Here is a 20,398-nt window from a genome sequence, read left to right as displayed (position 1 = left end):
GGCTTTTTTTGTTTGGCACCATGGCCTCCACGCTCCTCCTCGACCGGACAACGTGGGATCTGGTTCTGGACGCATCCGGCAACATCGCCGTGGCGTTGGAGCCATATTCCACCGTGCAGGACGTGGCGTCCGCAATCCGTGTTTTTGCTGGTGAGTGCTATTACGATACCAGCAAGGGGCTTCCGTATTTGCGCCTGATCCTCGGACGGTCGCAGTCGGCTGGGGTATTCCGCACGCAGGCCGAACAGGCCGCGCTGACCGTCCCGAACGTCACAGCCGCAAAATGCGTGATCACAGACATCAGCGCCCAACGGCAGCTCTCAGGCACCATCTTCCTCTCTCTTAGCGACGGAACAACGCAAAATGTCGGGTTCTAACAGCGCGGGCATCACATCTGTTCCCGCGCCATCCCTGACGGATGCCGGGTTCGTCGCCCCGGCAGAGGCGGATATTCTGACGGGCGCGCTGGCCGATCTCAACGCAGCGTTTGGCAACGCGCTGAACTCGGACCTGTCTACACCACAGGGCCAGCTTGCCACGACACTCACGGCCATTCTGGGCGATGCCTACGATCAGATGATGGCCGTGTTTGACGGCGTGGACCCGGCGCGGGCCTCTGGTCAGATGCAGGACGCCATCGGGGAGCTTTACTTTCTGGAGCGGCGCGGAGCCACAGCAACCGTCGTCTCGGTTGTCTGCACCGGCTCTCCCGGCACCGTCGTCCTAGAAGGCACACTGATACAGGACAGCTCCGGCAACAAATACGCGGCAGACGGCCCGATTACGCTCAACGCGACAGGCGCGGCCACGGGCACGTTTTCCTGCACGACGACCGGTGCAATTGACTGCCCGGTTAATACCGTCAGCGTCTACCAGTCAGTGACGGGCCTCTCATCCGTCACCAACCCGGCTGCGGGTGTCACCGGGTCGGATCAGGAAGGGCGGATCGCTTTCGAGCAGCGCCGTCAGGAAAGTGTTGCGGCAAACGCTATCGGCTCTCTCGATGCGATTTCCGGAACCGTGCAGGCCGTATCGGGCGTTACCGATGCCTATGTGACCGACAACAGCACCGGCGCGGCAATCACGGCTGGTGGTGTGTCTATCGCTGCCCACAGCCTATTCGTTTGCGTCAACGGTGGCACGGACGAGGATGTTGCTCAGGCCATCCTGCGCAAGAAGCCGCCGGGCTGCGGATATACGGGCACAACATCCGTCACTGTGACGGATGCCAACAGCGGCTACAGCACTGCGCCGAGCTACACAGTCCAGTTTACGCGCGCCACCCCAACGCCGGTCTATATATCCGTGAACCTGCAAAGCTCCAGCGCAGTGCCGTCTACGGCGGCAACGGAGATCCAGGCCGCTATTCTGGCGGCGTTCAATGGTCAGGATGGAGGCAGCCGGGCCCGCATCGGTGGGAAGCTCTTCGCAAGTCGCTATTACTCAGCAGTGGCGGCGCTCGGGACATGGGTGCAGATCATCGAAATCACGATAGGGACCGCAGCCGATCCGGCCGGGTTCACGGTACAGATGCAAATCGACCAGATCCCTACACTCGACGCATCCAACATTGTTGTTACGGTGACATGATATGCAGGACTATGCAAAAACGGTCCTGTCTCAATACGCCAATTCTTCCCGCCTGCTGACGATCCTTGAGGGGTGGAATCAGGCGTTTGACCCGGCGGCCCTGATTGACCTCTGGTATGAGCGCGTCTGGAACCTCAGCACCGCTCAGGGGTATGGGCTGGACGTATGGGGCAGGATTGTCGGCGTAAGCCGCGTTCTGACAATCTCATCAGATAAATATTTCGGATTTTCCGAGGCCAACGACCTGACGGAAGAGGGGTTTGATAATGCCCCATTTTACTCCGGCTCGTCTGCCACCAGCAATTTTCGTCTTTCCGATGACGCCTTCCGCCAGCTGATCAACGCCAAGGCGATGGCGAATATCACAGACGGGTCCATCACCAGTATCAACGCCATTCTCATGACGCTGTTCGCCGGGCAGGGCGATGCGTGGGTTGAAGATAACGGCGACATGACCATGACCTACGTTTTCGATTTTATCCCGACGGCTGTGCAGGTCTCTATCATCCAGAACAGCGGCGTCCTGCCGCGCCCCGCAGGCGTCGGGGTCTCCTACCAGATCAAAAGCGATACCTGATGAAAAGCACTGATGACCGGGGATTGTTTGCCACTCTGATTGCGTCTGCGGCGTCATCCGGGAATGTGAGCGCAATTCCGTCTACGCAGACCACGGCGGGAAACGGAGAGGCATCAATCGCGCTCGGCTTCCCGCCGGAGACGTTTGTTGCCCGGTCTGCTGGTGGCGTCCCGCCGAACGGGGCCGATATGAATGGGTTTCTCAACCTATTTTCTCGGGCGTTGCGCGCTGTGCAAACGGGTTTTTTTGGACAGTTCGATAGCGGTTTTGCGCAGTCTATTGGCGGCTATCCGTCTGGTGCTGTCGTTGCGGGATCAGCGGTCGGCACATTTTGGGTCTCTACGTCAGACGATAACGTCACTACCCCCGGCGTATCAGGGGCCGCGTGGGCCTCGCTGGTGCAGTCCGGGCGGCGTAACATCATTAGCTTTACCCAGTCGCAAAACTGGATCATTCCAGCTGGCGTCACCAATATTTTCGCAAAATTCTGGGGGGCGGGCGGAGCAGGGGGGCTTGGCGTTAACAACGGCGCAGGCGCTGGCGGAAATGGAGGGCAATATGTCGAGGTGTCCCTTGCTGTATCTCCGGGGCAGTCGCTCTGGGTTGGCGTGGGCGCTGGTGGTGTGCCGTCCTCTGTATCCGGGGAGGCGGGAACTGTGGGTGGAGACAGTACCGTTGCAGGCATAGCAGCGCGGGGCGGCACTCAGGGCGGCGAAGGGAGTGGTACATATGGACAGTCCAACTCCAACCGACCAGCGGCAGGAGTGGCGAATGGGATAGCTCTTGCTGGCGGCGGCGGCACAAACGCCATTCTGTTTAAAATGGGAGATTATTCCACCTATCAGGCCGGAATTGGAGGTGGATCGCCCTGTGGCGGGAGCATCGCATTTTCCGGCGTAGCTGGAAGCGCCGGGTCTGTTGATGGGAGTTCTGGCAGTTATCCAGGCGGAGGCGGCGGTGGTGGCATTAACGCTACTGGCGGCTACGGGGCGAACGGCCTCGTCTTGATTGAATACTGACATGACCGCACCCATCCCCTCACCAATCTGGCAGCCGGCAGCCTCCCGCATAATCCCGATTTCAGCCCCGGCAAACCTGCGGGCACGGAGGCTTGTGCCGGAGATTGTCACGCTCTCCTGGGCTCCAAAATCTAGCGCGGATCACTTTGATTTCTCGCTCGATCTATCCGCGATCCTCTCCCAGACGGGTGACTATCTGGCGGGCATAGAGCGGGTTGAGATTCCAACAGCATCAGATCTGCCGTCGCAACTTGCGGTGCTGTGGTCCAGTGTAGTTCAGGGGTTGGCGTGCATCATGCTTGGTGGCGGCACGCCCGGGATCACGGAGCAGATTGTCGTCTACGTCGTGACCCAGCAAGGCAGGCGGCTTGCGCCACGGATTGAGTTGGCGATTACGTCCGAAACAGACGCTACAGAGCCAACCCCGCCCCCGTCGATGGATGGGGGTATTCCAGTGCCTCCCAACGCGATCCAGCTGCCTGATGGCACGATCCTAACCGGCCCCGGCGGTCTTCCTTACCTCATCGCATAAATCGGAGTGCCCATGTCTGGGTCAACTACCAACACGACCGCCAGCGGCACACCTCTGACGTCGCTGCCTTCAACCGAGCCCGCACCAACTGACCTCGTGTTCGGCATCTTCAACGGGCAGGGACAGTTTGTTCCTCAGTCCAAAGTGTGGACAGGGGCGGTAGCAAAAGACGGCGATACGGTTACCGGCGCACTGTCAGCAACCTACATACCGACAGAGCCTGAGCATCTCGTCCCTAAATCCTACGTGGACGCTCAAGGCGCGCAAATTGTCTCCAGCGTCACTGGAGCAGTTGGCACACAAGTCACCGCAGCCGAAACAGCGGCTCAATCCGCGCAAGATGCCGCCACGAACGCCAGCAATGCAGCGAGTGGCGCATCCAATGCCGCAAATACAGCCATCAATGGGCAGAAAGGCAATCCGACTGGTGTAATGCCGTTGGACCAGAACGGCTTTGGGATGCTCTCCGGCAAGGGCATTTTTGGTTACGATCCAAAAACTGACACGCTGACAATAAATGTATCGAAAATCATCGTTACAGGAGACCTGCCAGAGACTGCTGACGGGCTCGTAGATAACGAATGGTACAACAATGGCGGCGCAGTCTATATTTTCAAGAGTTCTGCATCATGAAAAAACTCCTGACAGCCTTTGCATTTTCCGCGCTGGTTTCAGCATCAGCTCTCGCAGGCCCCAACCATGACCGGCCCGAGTTCAAAAAGCTGAGTGCGCAGCCCCAGCCCCAGAAAACAACGCCATCTGCACCGGTCACGCCGGGCGCTCCGACCACAGGGAAATAACATGAACGCAAAACAAATCCTTGTTGCTGCAAGCGCTTTTTTCTTCGGGGCTGGCGTTGTTTCTGCCGCCTCGTATCAGCCGTTTGCGCCGCAGGGAGGCCTTGCAATCGCAACGCTACTGCCGGGCGTGTATGCAGACGGGTCAAGCGGCACCGTTGAGCAGACGGCGCGTATGGCCGACAGCAGCGTGCAACAGGCCGACGCTAACAAGCCAAACGGCTACGTGCAGCCGGACCAGTACGGCAATATCACAAATCAGGTAACGGGTGCAGTCGGTGCAGCCAAGGCAGCAGCCACAGGTACCACCACACAACGCACGGTATCGGATCGCGCTGCGGACCATTATAATNCTTGCAATCGCAACGCTACTGCCGGGCGTGTATGCAGACGGGTCAAGCGGCACCGTTGAGCAGACGGCGCGTATGGCCGACAGCAGCGTGCAACAGGCCGACGCTAACAAGCCAAACGGCTACGTGCAGCCGGACCAGTACGGCAATATCACAAATCAGGTAACGGGTGCAGTCGGTGCAGCCAAGGCAGCAGCCACAGGTACCACCACACAACGCACGGTATCGGATCGCGCTGCGGACCATTATAATCTGGCAGACCTTGGCGCAGTTCTGGATAATTCCGCATCTGACCTGCAAACAATCCAGACGATCTATAATGCGCTTCCAGATGGCGCTGTGGTCGATATCCCAAAATATAGCAGGTGGACAGGAACTATTCTCACACCTGACCCTAACAAGAAAATTACATGGAATTTTCTGTCAAATATCTGGAACCCCTACATTGCTGCGGCTGGCGACAATGACTTATCCATCCAATCTGGATCAGTCTTCAAAATGTCGCGCCATTCCCAAAATTCAGGCGTCAGCTCGTTCATGTTTCCGGGCACATCGTATTTTTGGAACGACAATCCAAATTTCAATGGAGTGTATGCCGGCAACACGCAGCAATATTCTGCATTTATGGCTCACGCGGTCAGCAGCCCCATATCCAAGGGAAACACGGGTGGGCTGAGTAGCYACGTTGAGAGCTTCGGTATGAATGCCGATAACTCCTATGATACCGGTATTGATATCAATATGGAGCGTTGGGGCAATAATTCCAACTGGGCATTCATTCTGGATTCGACAGATTATTCAGGCCGTCTACCGCAGGCATTTTCCCAGTGGAATGAATCTGATCTTCTGAGTAACGGTTATGACGTGGCTCCGTGGGATGATCAGTATCAGGCAAATGTCCCTTCGCATCGTGTAGGTTTGTGGTTTGGCTCTCGGCCTACGCCTAAATCAGCCTGGTCTGCAAATGCGCAGGTGACCAACCTCACGATGACGCAGGGAGCTATCCCTAAACTCAACACCATCAAAGTGACCGTGGGCGGTGTGGATTACGTCTGGTATTGCTACACATCAGGAAAAACAGGCGCGACACAGCCAACCTTCCCAGCTCCCGCTGAGTTTAATGGCACGATTTCCGGTGGCGTCCTGACCGTCAAAACGCTCGTTCAGGGAACGCTTGCGGTGGGAATGAATATCACGGCTTCCGGTGTCAATGAGGATTTGACTATTACCAGCCAGATTACCGGGACCACTGGTGGTGTCGGGACGTATCAGGTCAGTGATACTAAGCTCAGCACTACTGCATCTGGCTGGTATGGCGCAAACCATGTCGCCGATGGCACTGCCGTATGGGCGTTTGGTTCACTGTTCAACCAAACCGTCAGCGGTCTGATCTTTGCAACTGGTAATGTGCAATACGGCTCCGTGGTCGGGTCTGATGCCACGATTTACGGCGCAATGATTGATGCATCAAATGCAAAAATTACTGGGAATGCGGCTGTTTTGCGGATGGCTGCTGATCAGAAAATTGACCTGTCCGCCAACAAGACTGTAGCCGGTCGCAATCAGCATACGTGGGGGTATCAGACGAGCAACAAATCAATCGTTACTATTGCAGGAACCACCCAAACGTCTGCTCTGGATGATTACGGAAATTTCTCTGTTCCGGGAACAGTGTCAGCCATCAATGGGGTGGGGTTTGGTTCTGGTCACACGTTATCACGCACATCCACGGGCGCGCTGTCCTACACCGTTAATGGCGGAGTTGCGTGGAGTCTGGATGATTATGGGAATATGCACGCATACGGCACGATAGTTGCGGCAAATGGTTATCGTGGCCCTGTATATCTGAATATAATGTCAAAGGCAGCTATTCTTGCCCTGCCATCACCCGTTGAAGGACAGAAGGTTTATGATGGCGACGATCATGCCGAAGCCACGTATCGCTGCCCCACGGCCAGCACATGCGGATGGTTCCCCGTGCAGTATGGCACAGCACTGAGCAACTAAATGACCAACCTCACAGGCATCCTCCAGTCCACGCCGGACTGGGAGGTCTTCTTGGAGGATGCAAATTATCACTATGTATGCACAGCAGATAATCATTGGCGTCGTGTTGCGCTGGGCGATTTCTAACCGCTGCGTCTAAAATAATAACCGGAAAACTGATGACAGAAACACAGAGCGNACGTATCGCTGCCCCACGGCCAGCACATGCGGATGGTTCCCCGTGCAGTATGGCACAGCACTGAGCAACTAAATGACCAACCTCACAGGCATCCTCCAGTCCACGCCGGACTGGGAGGTCTTCTTGGAGGATGCAAATTATCACTATGTATGCACAGCAGATAATCATTGGCGTCGTGTTGCGCTGGGCGATTTCTAACCGCTGCGTCTAAAATAATAACCGGAAAACTGATGACAGAAACACAGAGCGTCGGAAACGTCGCGGCTGATGATGACCTGCGCGAAATCGTTGGGGGTCACGAGGTCCGTCTTGCCGCTGTTGAGCGGCGGCAGGATGCAACTGACGGGAAGCTGGACGGAATCAGCAAAGATCTGGCGACGATGCGGGCAGAGGAGAATGCCCGCACTGTAGCCACCACGGCGGGGATAGCCCGACTGGAGACGCGGGTTTTTGATCTGGTAACCCAGCTAGCCAAGCTCACGGGCGCGCAGGAAAACCAGAACCGGCTGGCCGAAGAAAACCTGAGGCGCTGGCGCACACGGTCAGTGGTTGCGGGGATTGTCTGCACGATTGCGGCCGCAGCGGGGGGCACAATCCTCTCCAGCCAGACATGGGACGATTACCTGTTTGGGAATGTCGGCTTCCTGCATCACCGCCACGCTCCCGCCCCACTGCCGCCGACACAGCAGCAGGCCTCAGCCTACGCGATTGCGCCTCGAAACTCGGAAAAATCATGACCCGCGCCAGACGCGGCCTTTTTTGTATCTGGACAACTGAATGAATGACCCCATCGTTCTCGCGGCTGGTCTGGCTCGTCGGTTTGAGGGGCTGTGCCTGCGGCCTTACGTGTGCCCGGCCGGTTACTGGACCATCGGCTACGGCAGCCGGTGGCTGGCCAACGGGGCCGCCGTCTGTGGCCGCANGCCGCCGACACAGCAGCAGGCCTCAGCCTACGCGATTGCGCCTCGAAACTCGGAAAAATCATGACCCGCGCCAGACGCGGCCTTTTTTGTATCTGGACAACTGAATGAATGACCCCATCGTTCTCGCGGCTGGTCTGGCTCGTCGGTTTGAGGGGCTGTGCCTGCGGCCTTACGTGTGCCCGGCCGGTTACTGGACCATCGGCTACGGCAGCCGGTGGCTGGCCAACGGGGCCGCCGTCTGTGGCCGCACAGCGCCTATCACGGCAGCAGAGGCAGAAAGCCTGCTGCTGGCGGCACTCCGGGCGCTTCAGCCCGAGATCCGCAAGAGTGTGCATGTTAGCCTGACGACCGGGCAGGAAGCGGCCCTGCTGGATTTTGCTTTTAATCTGGGGTTGTCGGCGCTGGCCGGGTCCACCCTGTTGCGGCTGCTGAATGCAGGTCAGGAGGCTATGGCCCGGAACCAGCTCCTGCTGTGGAACCACATGCACAAAGACGGCCAGATGATCACCTCCCCGGGCCTGACTCGGCGGCGGCATGCTGAATGGCTGGTCTGGGATGGCCAGCCAGCCACCGCCACATCGACAGGAGAAGCAGCCAGTGGCTGACCCACAGACCAAAAAGACCGTCGCGGTCAACGCGGCCAAGATCGGGGGCATCACTGCGGTGGTGCCCCTTTTGTTTTCTGCCATCCCGGAGCCGTGGAGTTCGGTGGTTGCCAGCGTGATCATCGTCTGTGGCGGGATTGCCGCAGCGGTTCCNTCCCCGGGCCTGACTCGGCGGCGGCATGCTGAATGGCTGGTCTGGGATGGCCAGCCAGCCACCGCCACATCGACAGGAGAAGCAGCCAGTGGCTGACCCACAGACCAAAAAGACCGTCGCGGTCAACGCGGCCAAGATCGGGGGCATCACTGCGGTGGTGCCCCTTTTGTTTTCTGCCATCCCGGAGCCGTGGAGTTCGGTGGTTGCCAGCGTGATCATCGTCTGTGGCGGGATTGCCGCAGCGGTTCCAGCGCCCCCGGTCGGGAGCAAATGGACGCTCCCTTACAAACTGGTCTCCGCTATCGGTCTTAACTTCGGCTGGGCCGTGAACCACCTCGGGGCGCGGGTCAATGCGTCTCAGGGGCCTGTTGCCCAGACTGCCATTATTTCTCAGGACAAAAAATGATGAAGAAATCCATCCTTGCCCTCGCGGCGCTTCCTCTGCTGGCCGCGTGCAGCGGCAATCAGGTCACGCTCCGCAAGGCCGCACTCGACACCATGAGCGCCTACCATCTGGCTGACACTGGTGCCCAGGCATACCTCAGCACGGGTAAGGCGAATGATACGGTCAAGGCCGACATCAAGACAGCATCAGATGCTGCGCTTGCCCCGCTGACGGCGCTTGATACCGCCGTATCCAGTGGCGACACCCTGACCAATGCAGAAATCGCTACAGCCGAAAGTGCTCTGGCGTCTCTTCAGTCTGCGCTGGCTACCGGCCAGACCGGTGCAACCACCACCACAACCACCACCACGGGAGCCAACTGACATGGCACTGACATCCACAGAAATCTCCACCATCGTTTCCGCCTCAACCATGGTCATTGGCCTGGTTGAAAAATACGGTGCCGAGGCATGGACCACGATCCAGCAGGCTGTCGAGACGAGCCTGTCTTCTGATGGCCCCACTGACCAGCAGATTGCCGATATGTATGCCAAATGCGTCGCGGACAATCAGGCCATTCAGGATTCCTGATGGCCGCCTACGGCGACATCGGGGCGGCAGTGCTGGCCGTCATCGCGGGGGCATTTGCCCTCGCGTATGCGATTGATAAGGGGAGGCGGCGCAATGACCCATTTGGGTAAGGCCGGCCTTCTGGCCACCATCCTGCTCTCCGCCTGCTCCAGTCTCCCAACCCGTGCCAAACATGACCTGATCGGCATGGGCCGGGCGGACCTGATCGCCTGCGCCGGGGTGCCTGACAACCGGGAGGCCCTGCCGGATGGCGAGGTGCTGGAATGGCGGCAGGATCAACAGGTGCAGGGGCCGCTGACGATCAAGACTCCGTTGTCTCTGGAGCTGGATATTGGCGGCCACGGGACGTGCCACATGGTTGCGCGGTTACAGGCCGGGCGCGTGGCTCAGGTGGAATATACCGGACCGAGTGCTACGCTGGCGGGGCCTTATGCGGCTTGTCGGTCGCTGGTGCTGGCGTGTGAGAAAAGGGCGCGAGTGGCGCAATAACTGAGTGTTGCTGGTTATCGCGCCGATGGCAGAATAGGCCTGCCTTGGCTTCTCCGCTAGGGCTCGAACCTAGATTGGCGGAATCAAAATCCGCTGTCCTACCGATTAGACGACAGAGAAAGAGTGACGGGCTTCCACCGTCTACCTGCGTCCTGAGTTGTCGCAGTCTCCGCGATGCATAGTGCAAAGCGGTGTGGCATGTAGTGTGACCGGATTTTAACCGGCATTTTGCAGCCTCCAGCCGCATGTCCTCGCATTTAGACGACACCCTACAAGATACGCTGCAGGCCGGGCTTGATACCGGCTTTCGCTGACGGAACCGGAGCATAACCTCTTTGGCGTCCCGGAGCCTTTCCGGTCCTTATCCGTCTAGCATGCTTGCTCTGGGCTGGTGAGCCGCATGTTCTCGTTTAGGGAGAGCCCTCTCCCGCGTGTCCAATCCACGCCGCCGCAGCCCCGTGAGCATAGTACGGGTTGGGGGTGGGGTACAAGCATTTAAGGTGCTAGACAGATGATGCTGTTTATTTTTAGGGGGAGTTAAGGGGGGCGGGGCTAATAGGCTGTTACACCATATTACACCAAACCGCCCCCTTAGCCGCAGTTTCCTACGGTTTTTGGTGCCCAGAAGAAGACTCGAACTTCCACGACCTTGCGGCCACAGATACCTGAAACCTGCGCGTCTACCAATTCCGCCATCTGGGCTCAGATGACAACCGGGTTACCCCGGCTGGTGAAGGGGTATTTAGCTTGGCCCCGTACCCTCGTCAACGGAAAAAATGCATTTTTCTCAGGATTTGTTTCTTTTTGTTATTTGGCGTCCAGTCGCCTCTCAAGATTCCCTAAAAACAGCAGTTTTTCATGGTGTGTGGCCTGTGTTCTCGGTGCGGGGCAGGTGGTCGGGGAGGATGCTGAACTATTTGTGCTCACCGGACGTTCCAAAAAGAGGCGTAGACTATGCGCAGGCTATCCCAGAAGGCAGGCCAGAGCGGACAGGAGTGGAAAGAACACCATGAGTGAGCAGAAGATTGCGACAGTGTTTGGCGGTGGTGGCTTTGTGGGGCGGTATGTTGTCCAGCGTCTGGCTGAAGCCGGATACACCGTGCGTATTGCCTGCCGCAGGCCGGATAAAGCCGCATCCCTGCGAGTTTTGGGAAGGCTGGGGCAAATTGCGCCTTTCTATGCCTCGGTGTTGGATGATGCCTCAGTATCCTGTGTGGTCGAGGGCGCGTCTGTTGTGATCAATCTGGTCGCGGTGCTGGGAGATGCATCCGGGCAGGGGCTTGAGGCCGTGAATGTTCAGGGAGCAGGCCGGGTGGCGCGTTTGTCCGCACAGGCTGGCGTGCCAGCGTTTGTGCAGATGTCCGCATTAGGGGCGTCTCATTCAGCACCGTCTGCTTACGGGCGGAGTCGGGCTGCGGGGGAAGATGCTGTCCGGGCCGCCATGCCGCAGGCTTCTATTGTCAGGCCGTCCGTTATCTTCGGGCCGGAGGATCACTTCTTTAATATGTTCGCCACGCTGGCGCGGTATCTGCCGGTTCTGCCTGTTTATGGTGCCAATGCGCGCCTTCAGCCTGTGTATGTAGGGGATGTGGCGCAGGTTGTGGCGCGACTGGCGGAAGATCCCTCGCTGGCAGGGCAGGTGTGGGAACTTGGCGGGCCGGATATCCTGACCATGAAGCAGATTTATCAGTGGGTTTTGCGGACCACGCAGCGCTCTCGTGCGCTTTACGTGGTGCCGCCGGCTCTGGCGCGCATTCAGGCAGCGATTTTCGAGCGTTTGCCGGGACATATCCTGACGCGTGACCAGTTGCTGATGCTCTCTCAGGACAATGTTGTGCCGCCCGGTCAGTCGGGTTTTGAAAAGCTCGGGCTGACTCCGCAGAGCATAGAGGCCATCGTGCCGTTTTATCTGACCCGTTATCGGGCGGGTGGTGGCCGTTCAGGCGTTCGCCTTGTAGAATAAGGTGTTAGAGACAAAAAGGTCCGATATGAATCCTATATAAAATGGTTTTTGAGGCTAAATCTCTTTCAAAAACAGGAAAAATAAAGAAAGGGCAGTAATGCTGTCTTTTCAGAATGGCGCGTAAGGCGCTACCTCAGTCCTGCTTGTTTGGGGCGAGGTCTGTCTGACGCGCGCCCCGTCTCCGGGGAACGCCTTATGACCACACCCATGCTGAAATTTGTCTCTGTCGCTCAAAAGCAGCCTGATAAGCGCACAGCGCAGGCGCGACGGGCGGATTTTGCGGAGATTTATGAGGAGTTCTCTCCCGCTGCGGCAGGTGAGCAGGCCAGCCGGTGTTCTCAGTGTGGCGTGCCGTTCTGTTCCGTGCATTGCCCGTTGGGAAACAATATCCCCGACTGGCTGATGCTGACGGCGGAAGGGCGGCTGGAAGAAGCCTATGAGGTCTCTTCCGCGACCAACACATTCCCGGAAATTTGTGGCCGCATCTGCCCGCAGGACCGTCTGTGTGAAGGCAACTGTGTCATTGAGCCGGGGTTTGAGAGCGTTACCATTGGTGCGGTCGAGCGCTATATTACCGACACAGCCTTTGAGAATAACTGGGTCAAACCCACACGCCCTGTGCGGGAACGGACGGAATCCGTCGGGATTGTCGGCGCTGGTCCTGCGGGGCTGGCTGCCGCTGAGCGCCTGCGGGCCTCAGGCTATCAGGTGCATGTGTATGACCGGTATGACCGCGTGGGCGGCCTGATGGTTTACGGTATCCCCGGTTTTAAGCTGGAAAAAGAGATCGTCGCGCGCCGTCATGCTCTGCTGGAAGAAAGCGGCGTGACGTTTCATCTGGGGCAGGGCGTTGGTAGCAGCGAGGGTGATCTGTCCTTTGCAGAACTGCGCAGCCGCCATCAGGCCGTTCTGATCGCCACCGGCGTTTACAAATCCCGTGAGATTGGTGGCCCCGGTGCCGGGCTGGCGGGTATTGAACGCGCTCTGGATTATCTGACCGCCTCTAACCGTCGTTCTCTGGGCGATACACTGCCGGACGATGCGCAGGCACTGGATGCCAAAGGCAAGAATGTCGTGGTGCTGGGCGGTGGCGATACCGCGATGGACTGTGTGCGCACGGCCATTCGTCAGGGGGCCAAATCCGTTAAATGTCTGTATCGGCGTGACAAGGCCAACATGCCGGGGTCCGCGCGGGAAGTGAAAAACGCGGAAGAAGAAGGCGTTGAATTTGTCTGGCTGTCCGCGCCGGAAGCGTTTCTGGGTGATGACCATGTGACGGGCGTACGCGCCACCCGCATGAAGCTGGGCCTCCCAGACGCCACGGGCCGCCAGTCGGTCGAACCGCTGGAAGGCAGCTCCTTCACGCTGGACGCGGATCTGGTGATTGCCGCTCTGGGATTTGACCCGGAACCGCTGCCGCAGCTGTGGGGCCAGCCGGACCTTGCTGTTTCCCGCTGGGGCACGCTCAAGGTGGGGCATGATAGCTTCATGACCACTCTGCCGGGTGTGTTTGCCGCAGGTGATATTGTGCGCGGGGCCAGTCTGGTGGTGTGGGCTATTCGCGATGGTCGGGATGCGGCGGAACGCATTCATCAATGGATTGAAACACACGCAACGGCGCAGGCCGTAGCGGAGCAGGGATAATGGGTATGCAGAAGCATCCTGACACCACGCATGGTGAAAGCGCCAAAGAGTTTTTTGAAGCGTGGGACAACAATGTTGCCGCTCTGGACGGCCTGTATGACCCGGCTGATGAACGGGATTCCTGTGGCGTTGGTCTGGTTGCAGCCCTGGACGGCAAGCAGCGTCGTGACGTGGTGGAAGCCGGTATTGCAGCCCTGAAAGCCATCTGGCATCGCGGTGCGGTGGATGCCGATGGAAAAACGGGTGACGGTGCCGGTATCCATGTGGAAATCCCGCAGAATTTCTTTGCGGATGCAATCACCAGCACGGGTGACCAGCCGGTAGAGGGTGCGATCATCGCCGTCGGGCAGGTGTTTCTACCCAAGACGGATCTGGTCGCGCAGGAACAGTGCCGCCAGATTATCGAGACGGAAATTCTGGCCTTCGGCTACGGCATTTACGGCTGGCGTCAGGTGCCGATTGATACGGCCTGTATTGGTGAAAAAGCCAACGCGACACGCCCGGAAATTGAACAGATCATGATCCGCAACCTGCCGGGTACGGCAGAAGAGGCGTTTGAGCGGGATCTGTACGTTATCCGTCGGCGGATTGAAAAAGCGGCAATTGCAGCGCAGGTCGATCTGTATATCTGCTCTCTGTCCTGCCGCTCGATCATCTACAAAGGCATGTTCCTGGCCGAGCATCTGACCGAGTTCTATCCGGATCTGCTGGATGAGCGCTTTGTCAGCCGCTTTGCCATTTATCATCAGCGTTATTCCACCAACACTTTCCCTACATGGAAGCTGGCGCAGCCGTTCCGTCGTCTGGCCCATAATGGTGAAATCAACACCATTTCCGGCAACATCAACTGGATGAAAAGCCACGAAACGCGGCTGTCTCACCCGGATCTTGACCCGTGGATGCAGGACATCAAACCGCTGGTACAGGCTGGTGGGTCCGATACAGCGACGCTGGATAACGTATTTGAACTGCTGACCTTTGCCGGGCGTGATGCGCCTGCGGCCAAGGCGCTGATGATTCCTGCCAGCGTGGGTGGGAATTCTCTGATGAAGCAGTCTCACCGCGATATGTTTGCTTATTGCAATGCGGTGATGGAACCGTGGGACGGCCCGGCAGCCCTGTGTGCCACGGATGGCCGCTGGGTGATTGCCGGTCTGGATCGCTCCGGCCTGCGCCCGCTGCGCTATACGGTAACAGACGATAATCTTCTGATTGTCGGGTCTGAAACCGGCATGGTACGTGTGCCTGAAAGCAATGTTGCCAAACGCGGGCGGCTTGGCCCGGGCGATGTGATCGGTGTCGATCTGCAGGAAGCACGTCTTTACGGCAATGAAGAACTGCTGGATCTGCTGGCCTCCCGTCAGGACTTCTCCTCATGGGTCGGTGGTATTCAGAAAATTGGCTGTATTGTCCGCTCAGATGTAAAAGAGCCGGTTCTCTATCAGGGTGATGAACTGCGTCGCCGTCAGCTGGCTGTGGGCACCACGCTGGAAGAGCTGGAAGCCATCCTGCACCCGATGGTGGAAAACGGGACAGAAGCCATTGGCTCCATGGGTGATGATACGCCTCTGGCGGTGCTGTCTCCGCGTTTCCGTGGTCTGTCACATTATTTCCGGCAGGGCTTCAGTCAGGTGACCAACCCGCCAATTGATTCCCTGCGGGAATCCCGCGTGATGAGTCTTGCGACACGTCTGGGAAATCTTGGGAATATTCTGGATCAGTCCGCAGAGCAGTGCGAAATGCTGCAACTGCCCAGCCCGGTTCTGACATCGGGTGAATATGAAGCGCTGCGTAATTTCTGCGGCACCTCCGGCTGCCTGATTGACTGCTCCTTCCCCGCAAAGGAAGGCGAGGCTGGCCTGCGTGAAGCCATTGCCCGCATCCGGCGTGAGGCAGAGGAAAGCGTGCGTGGTGGTTGCACGCATGTGTTCCTGACGGATGAAAACCAGTCTCCGGACCGGGCGTATATCCCGATGATTCTGGCGACAGCGGCAGTTCATACGCATCTTGTCCGCAATTCCCTGCGCACCTTCACATCTCTGAACGTGCGGGCGTCCACCACGCTGGATGTGCATTCCATTGCAGTGACCATCGGGGTCGGTGCGACCACGGTTAACCCGTATCTGGCGCAGGAATGTATTGCGGACCGGCATCGCCGCGGGCTGTTTGGTAAGCTCTCCCTGCGTGAGTGCATGGAGCGTTACCGGAAGGCCGTGGATAAAGGCCTGCTCAAGATCATGTCCAAAATGGGCATTTCGATCGTGGCGTCTTACCGTGGTGGTTGTAACTTTGAGGCGGTGGGGCTCTCCCGCGCACTGACGGCGGAATTCTTCCCCGGTATGCCGTCCCGCATTTCCGGTATTGGTCTGCCCGGGATTGCCCGCAATGTGCTGACCTTCCATCAGGAAGCATGGGATTCTGCGTCTCTTGCCCTCCCTGTCGGCGGTTTTTACAAACTGCGCCGCAAGGGCGAGCAGCATGCGTTTGATGGCACGCTGATCCACATGCTCCAGACCGCTGTGGCGAGTGACAGCTTCACCATCTACAAGCGTTATGCGGACGCCGTGCGGGCACAGCCGCCGGTGGCGCTGCGGGATCTTCTGGACTTCCGGGAAGGGCGCACGCCCATTCCGGTAGAGGAAGTGGAAAGCATTACGCAGTTGCGGAAACGCCTGATCTCCCCGGCTATTTCTCTGGGGGCCCTCAGCCCGGAAGCGCATGAGACGCTCTCCATCGCCATGAACCGGATTGGGGCGAAATCTGATTCCGGTGAGGGCGGGGAAGATCCGGAACGTGCAAAACCGCGTCCGAATGGTGATAATGCCTCTTCCGCCATCAAGCAGGTGGCGTCTGGTCGCTTTGGTGTTACGGCACAGTATCTGAATGATTGCCGTGAGCTGGAAATCAAGGTCGCACAGGGTGCCAAGCCGGGTGAAGGCGGGCAGCTACCGGGCTTTAAGGTCACGGGGCTGATTGCTAAGCTGCGTCATGCCACGCCGGGTGTGACTCTCATTTCTCCGCCGCCTCATCATGATATTTACTCGATCGAAGATCTGGCTCAGCTGATTTATGACCTGAAGCAGATCAACCCGGATGCCACGGTGACAGTCAAGCTGGTGGCCCGTTCCGGCATTGGCACCATCGCGGCGGGTGTGGCGAAGGCAAAAGCCGATGCCATTCTGATTTCCGGCCATTCCGGTGGCACAGGGGCCAGTCCGCTGACCTCCGTGAAATATGCCGGTCTGCCGTGGGAACTGGGTTTGGCAGAAGCGCATCAGGTGCTGATGCTCAACCGCCTGCGGCATCGCGTAAAGCTGCGCACGGATGGTGGTATCAAAACCGGACGTGACGTGGTGATTGCCGCTATGTTGGGTGCGGAAGAATTCGGGATTGGCACGGCCAGCCTTGTGGCCATGGGCTGCATCATGGTGCGCCAGTGCCACTCCAACACCTGTCCGGTGGGCGTGTGCTCGCAGGATGAGGCGATGCGCAAGAAATTTGAAGGCACGCCGGAGAAAGTCATCAACCTGTTCTCCTTCATTGCTGAAGATGTGCGTAATATTCTGGCGTCTCTGGGCTTCCGCAGCCTGAACGAAGTGATCGGCCGGACTGATCTGCTGCGTCAGGTGTCTCGCGGCGCGGATTATCTGGATGATCTGGACCTCAACTCCCTGCTGTCACAGGCAGATCCCGGCCCGTTTGCGCGCTATTGCACGCTGGAAGGCCGGAACGAGGTGCCGGATACGCTGGATGCGCAGATGATCAGCGATGCGAAACCGCTGTTCGACCACGGTGAGAAAATGCAGCTGCACTACAACGTGCAGAACACGCAGCGTGCCATTGGCACCCGCATGTCTTCTCTCATTGTGCGGAAGTTTGGCATGACGACGCTGGCACCGGGCCACCTCACGGTGCGTCTGCGCGGGTCTGCCGGGCAGTCACTGGGGGCGTTTGCCGTGCAGGGGCTGAAGCTGGAAGTGCTGGGGGATGCCAACGATTATGTTGGTAAAGGCCTTTCCGGCGCGACCATCACCGTGCGGCCTTCTCCGTCTTCCCGGCTTGTCAGCAACCAGAACGCCATTATCGGCAACACGGTGCTGTATGGCGCGACGGCGGGCGAACTCTATGCCTCAGGGCAGGCGGGTGAACGCTTTGCGGTGCGTAACTCCGGCGCTGTGGCCGTGGTGGAAGGCTGCGGGTCCAACGCGTGTGAATATATGACCGGCGGCACCGTGGTTGTGCTGGGCGAAATTGGCGACAATTTCGGTGCAGGCTTTACCGGCGGCATGGCGTTTGTGCTGGATGATACCAACACCTTTGAAAAGCGCGTTAATCCGGAGTCCCTGTTCTGGACACGGGTGACGGATGAGCGCTGGGCGGAGGAACTGCGGCGTCTGGTTGAGCGGCATGTGGAAGAAACCGGTTCTCCTTATGCAACAAACCTGCTGCATAAATGGAACGATGTTCTGCCGCGCTTCTGGCAGATTGTGCCGAAAGACTACGCCCGTATCATCGGCTTTAGTGTGCCGGAAGAAGATCTGGCCAAATCTGCCTGATCAGGCTTTTGCCTGACAAAGAGGATGGTCCCGAAAGATCTGTTTCTGCCTTATGAGCGTGTAAGGCAGGGAGGTCTTTCGGGCCGTGCTGAGTGCGCAGCCTGACCTGCGCCGTATGTGAACCCCAATTGCGTTCACATGTACTCGCCTCATGCTAAATTGCGCGATAGGATGCCGCTTATGAAACATACAGCGCATTCTCACCGTTCGTCTCAGCTTCCGGCCTTTGCTGCGGAAGCCGGGGCTGTGGCCGCAACCAGTGCCGCGCCGGGGCAGGAGGCTTCCACCCTTCCGCGCTGGGACCTTTCGGCTCTCTATAACAGTATGGAAGATCCGGCGATTAAGCAGGATCTGGCTCAGGCTGAACAGCAGGCCAAAGAGTTTGCCTCCCGTTATCAGGGCAAGCTGGCAGGTCTGTCCGGGGCTGAGGTGGCGGAAGCCATCCGCACCTGTGAGGCGATTGAGGAGATACTGGGCAAGGCCGGGTCCTATGCCTCGCTGCTGTTTGCCGCGAATTCGTCCGATCCGGAAATTAGCCGTTTCAGCCAGTCTATTAGTGAAAAACTGACGGATATTTCCACGCATCTGTTGTTCTTTACGTTGGAACTCAACCGGCTGGATGATGCCGATCTGGCGCAGAAAATGCAGGACCCGGCTCTGGCGCACTGGAAGCCGTTTCTGGATGATACGCGCCTGTTCCGCCCGCATCAGCTTTCTGATGAGGTCGAGAAGGTTCTGCTGGAAAAATCCGTAACGGGTGCGCAGTCCTGGTGCCGTCTGTTTGATGAGACGATTGCCGCCCTGCGCGTCACGCTGGATGGCAAGGAAATGCCGGTTGGTGATGCGCTGAACCGCCTGTCCGATTCGGATCGCTCTGTGCGTGAGAAGGCCGGGAAAGCCGTTGGTAAGGTGTTTGGTGAGAATGTGCGGCTGTTCGCCCTCATCACCAACACGCTGGCCAAAGATAAAGCGATTTCTGACGGGCTGCGCCATTACGCCCGCCCCACATCCTCCCGCAACCTGTCCAACATGGTTGAGGACGAAGTGGTGGATGCGCTGGTCTCCGCCGTGCGGGAAGATTATCCGCGCCTTGCGCATCGCTATTACGCCCTCAAAGCGAAATGGATGGGGCTGGATAAGCTGGAGCATTGGGACCGCAACGCCCCACTGCCCGGCTGTGAAGACCGCAAAATCCCGTGGGACGAAGCCAAACAGATTGTGCAGAAAGCCTATGATGGCTTTGACCCGCGTATGGGTAAGGTGATCAATACCTTCCTGACGCATCCGTGGATTGATGTGCCGCCTGCTCCTGGCAAGTCTCCCGGCGCGTTTGCGCACCCCACAGTGCCGTCTGCGCATCCGTTTATCCTGCTGAACTATCATGGCCGCACGCGCGACGTGATGACGCTGGCACATGAGCTGGGCCATGGGGTGCATCAGGTTCTGGCGGCAAAGCAGGGCTATTTCCAGTCCAATACCCCACTGACGCTTGCGGAAACGGCGAGCGTGTTTGGGGAAATGTTGACCTTCCAGTCCTTGCTGGATGCAGAAACCGATCCGGCCCGCAAGCGTACGCTGCTGGCTGGCAAGGTAGAGGATATGCTCAATACCGTGGTGCGCCAGATTGCGTTCTACGAGTTTGAAACCCGCGTGCATGATGAACGTAAATCCGGTGAGCTCCTGCCGGAGCGGATTGGCGAAATCTGGTTGCAGGTGCAGACGGAAAGCCTCGGGCCGATCTTCAATTTCACGCCCGAATATGACGTCTTCTGGGCGTATATCCCGCACTTCATTCACTCGCCGTTCTATGTTTACGCCTACGCGTTTGGCGATTGTCTGGTGAATGCGCTGTATGGCGTGTTCAGTGAGGGCGCACCGGGCTTTCAGGATAAATATATTGCCATGCTGGAAGCCGGTGGCACCAAACGCCACAAGGAACTGCTGGCACCGTTCGGGCTGGATGCGTCCGACCCGGGCTTCTGGCGCAAGGGGCTGGATGTGATCTCCGGCTTTATCGATCAGCTGGAGCAGGCGTAAC

The 20,398-nt window shown here is 58.3% G+C and carries 19 protein-coding genes and 2 tRNA genes; 19 read left to right on the top strand and 2 right to left on the bottom strand.

Features of this window, described 5'->3' with window-relative positions:
* The first annotated feature begins 20 nt into the window (after window positions 1–20).
* From KP703_RS06510 to KP703_RS06440, 15 genes are all read left to right on the top strand, one after another.
* Window positions 21–377, top strand: a complete 357-nt coding sequence (locus KP703_RS06510; RefSeq protein ID WP_215754195.1) for a hypothetical protein — start codon at window positions 21–23, stop codon at window positions 375–377.
* Window positions 364–1,590, top strand: coding sequence for a baseplate J/gp47 family protein (locus tag KP703_RS06505; RefSeq protein ID WP_215754194.1), 1,227 nt, complete (start codon window positions 364–366; stop codon window positions 1,588–1,590). Before KP703_RS06510 ends, KP703_RS06505 begins: the two co-directional genes overlap by 14 nt.
* A gap of 1 nt (window position 1,591) precedes the next feature.
* A complete protein-coding gene (locus KP703_RS06500) occupies window positions 1,592–2,167 on the top strand; it encodes a DUF2612 domain-containing protein (protein ID WP_215754193.1) in 576 nt (191 codons plus the stop codon).
* Window positions 2,167–3,186, top strand: coding sequence for a hypothetical protein (locus KP703_RS06495; protein WP_215754192.1), 1,020 nt, complete (start codon window positions 2,167–2,169; stop codon window positions 3,184–3,186). Before KP703_RS06500 ends, KP703_RS06495 begins: the two co-directional genes overlap by 1 nt.
* 1 nt (window position 3,187) lies before the next feature.
* Window positions 3,188–3,718 (top strand): hypothetical protein, encoded by a 531-nt coding sequence (locus KP703_RS06490; RefSeq protein WP_215754191.1) that lies wholly within the window; start codon window positions 3,188–3,190, stop codon window positions 3,716–3,718.
* 12 nt (window positions 3,719–3,730) lie between these two features.
* Window positions 3,731–4,351 (top strand): hypothetical protein, encoded by a 621-nt coding sequence (locus KP703_RS06485; RefSeq protein ID WP_215754190.1) that lies wholly within the window; start codon window positions 3,731–3,733, stop codon window positions 4,349–4,351.
* Complete coding sequence (locus KP703_RS06480; protein ID WP_215754189.1) at window positions 4,348–4,518, top strand: hypothetical protein; 171 nt, start codon at window positions 4,348–4,350, stop codon at window positions 4,516–4,518. Before KP703_RS06485 ends, KP703_RS06480 begins: the two co-directional genes overlap by 4 nt.
* A 422-nt stretch (window positions 4,519–4,940) precedes the next feature.
* Window positions 4,941–6,872, top strand: a complete 1,932-nt coding sequence (locus KP703_RS06475) for a hypothetical protein (RefSeq protein WP_215754188.1) — start codon at window positions 4,941–4,943, stop codon at window positions 6,870–6,872.
* A 408-nt stretch (window positions 6,873–7,280) separates the two neighbouring features.
* A complete protein-coding gene (locus tag KP703_RS06470; RefSeq protein WP_215754187.1) occupies window positions 7,281–7,787 on the top strand; it encodes a hypothetical protein in 507 nt (168 codons plus the stop codon).
* Window positions 7,788–7,827: 40 nt separating this feature from the next.
* A complete protein-coding gene (locus KP703_RS15905; protein ID WP_373687447.1) occupies window positions 7,828–8,037 on the top strand; it encodes a glycoside hydrolase family protein in 210 nt (69 codons plus the stop codon).
* A 40-nt stretch (window positions 8,038–8,077) separates the two neighbouring features.
* Window positions 8,078–8,578: a lysozyme gene (locus tag KP703_RS06460; RefSeq protein ID WP_215754186.1), complete on the top strand. Its 501-nt coding sequence runs from the start codon at window positions 8,078–8,080 to the stop codon at window positions 8,576–8,578.
* 242 nt (window positions 8,579–8,820) lie between these two features.
* Window positions 8,821–9,138, top strand: a complete 318-nt coding sequence (locus tag KP703_RS06455; protein ID WP_215754185.1) for a hypothetical protein — start codon at window positions 8,821–8,823, stop codon at window positions 9,136–9,138.
* Complete coding sequence (locus KP703_RS06450) at window positions 9,135–9,500, top strand: hypothetical protein (protein ID WP_215754184.1); 366 nt, start codon at window positions 9,135–9,137, stop codon at window positions 9,498–9,500. Before KP703_RS06455 ends, KP703_RS06450 begins: the two co-directional genes overlap by 4 nt.
* Window position 9,501: 1 nt before the next feature.
* On the top strand, window positions 9,502–9,708 hold the full coding sequence (locus KP703_RS06445; protein WP_252353882.1) for a hypothetical protein: 207 nt from the start codon (window positions 9,502–9,504) through the stop codon (window positions 9,706–9,708).
* 93 nt (window positions 9,709–9,801) lie between these two features.
* Window positions 9,802–10,197 (top strand): hypothetical protein, encoded by a 396-nt coding sequence (locus KP703_RS06440; protein ID WP_215754183.1) that lies wholly within the window; start codon window positions 9,802–9,804, stop codon window positions 10,195–10,197.
* Between the two features lie 45 nt (window positions 10,198–10,242).
* On the opposite strand, the gene KP703_RS06435 is transcribed toward KP703_RS06440, so the two are convergent.
* A tRNA-Gln gene (locus KP703_RS06435) sits at window positions 10,243–10,317 on the bottom strand.
* Between the two features lie 495 nt (window positions 10,318–10,812).
* Window positions 10,813–10,899: transfer RNA gene (locus KP703_RS06430), tRNA-Leu, on the bottom strand.
* 307 nt (window positions 10,900–11,206) lie between these two features.
* Here KP703_RS06430 and KP703_RS06425 point away from each other — a divergent pair.
* The 4 genes from KP703_RS06425 (at window position 11,207) to KP703_RS06410 (ending at window position 20,397) form a co-directional block, all read left to right on the top strand.
* Window positions 11,207–12,160: a complex I NDUFA9 subunit family protein gene (locus tag KP703_RS06425; protein WP_215754182.1), complete on the top strand. Its 954-nt coding sequence runs from the start codon at window positions 11,207–11,209 to the stop codon at window positions 12,158–12,160.
* A 195-nt stretch (window positions 12,161–12,355) separates the two neighbouring features.
* Window positions 12,356–13,804, top strand: coding sequence for an NAD(P)-dependent oxidoreductase (locus KP703_RS06420; RefSeq protein WP_215754181.1), 1,449 nt, complete (start codon window positions 12,356–12,358; stop codon window positions 13,802–13,804).
* Entirely contained in the window at window positions 13,804–18,360 is a 4,557-nt protein-coding gene (gene gltB, locus KP703_RS06415; protein WP_215754180.1) for a glutamate synthase large subunit, read from the top strand. The genes KP703_RS06420 and gltB overlap by 1 nt, the downstream gene beginning before the upstream one ends.
* 171 nt (window positions 18,361–18,531) lie before the next feature.
* Window positions 18,532–20,397, top strand: a complete 1,866-nt coding sequence (locus KP703_RS06410) for a M3 family oligoendopeptidase (RefSeq protein WP_252353881.1) — start codon at window positions 18,532–18,534, stop codon at window positions 20,395–20,397.
* The last annotated feature ends 1 nt before the right edge of the window (window position 20,398 follow it).

The organism is Acetobacter sp. P5B1, from assembly GCF_018811985.1.
GTDB classification, from domain to species: domain Bacteria; phylum Pseudomonadota; class Alphaproteobacteria; order Acetobacterales; family Acetobacteraceae; genus Acetobacter; species Acetobacter cerevisiae.
This window is presented reverse-complemented; position numbering and strand designations above follow the sequence as displayed.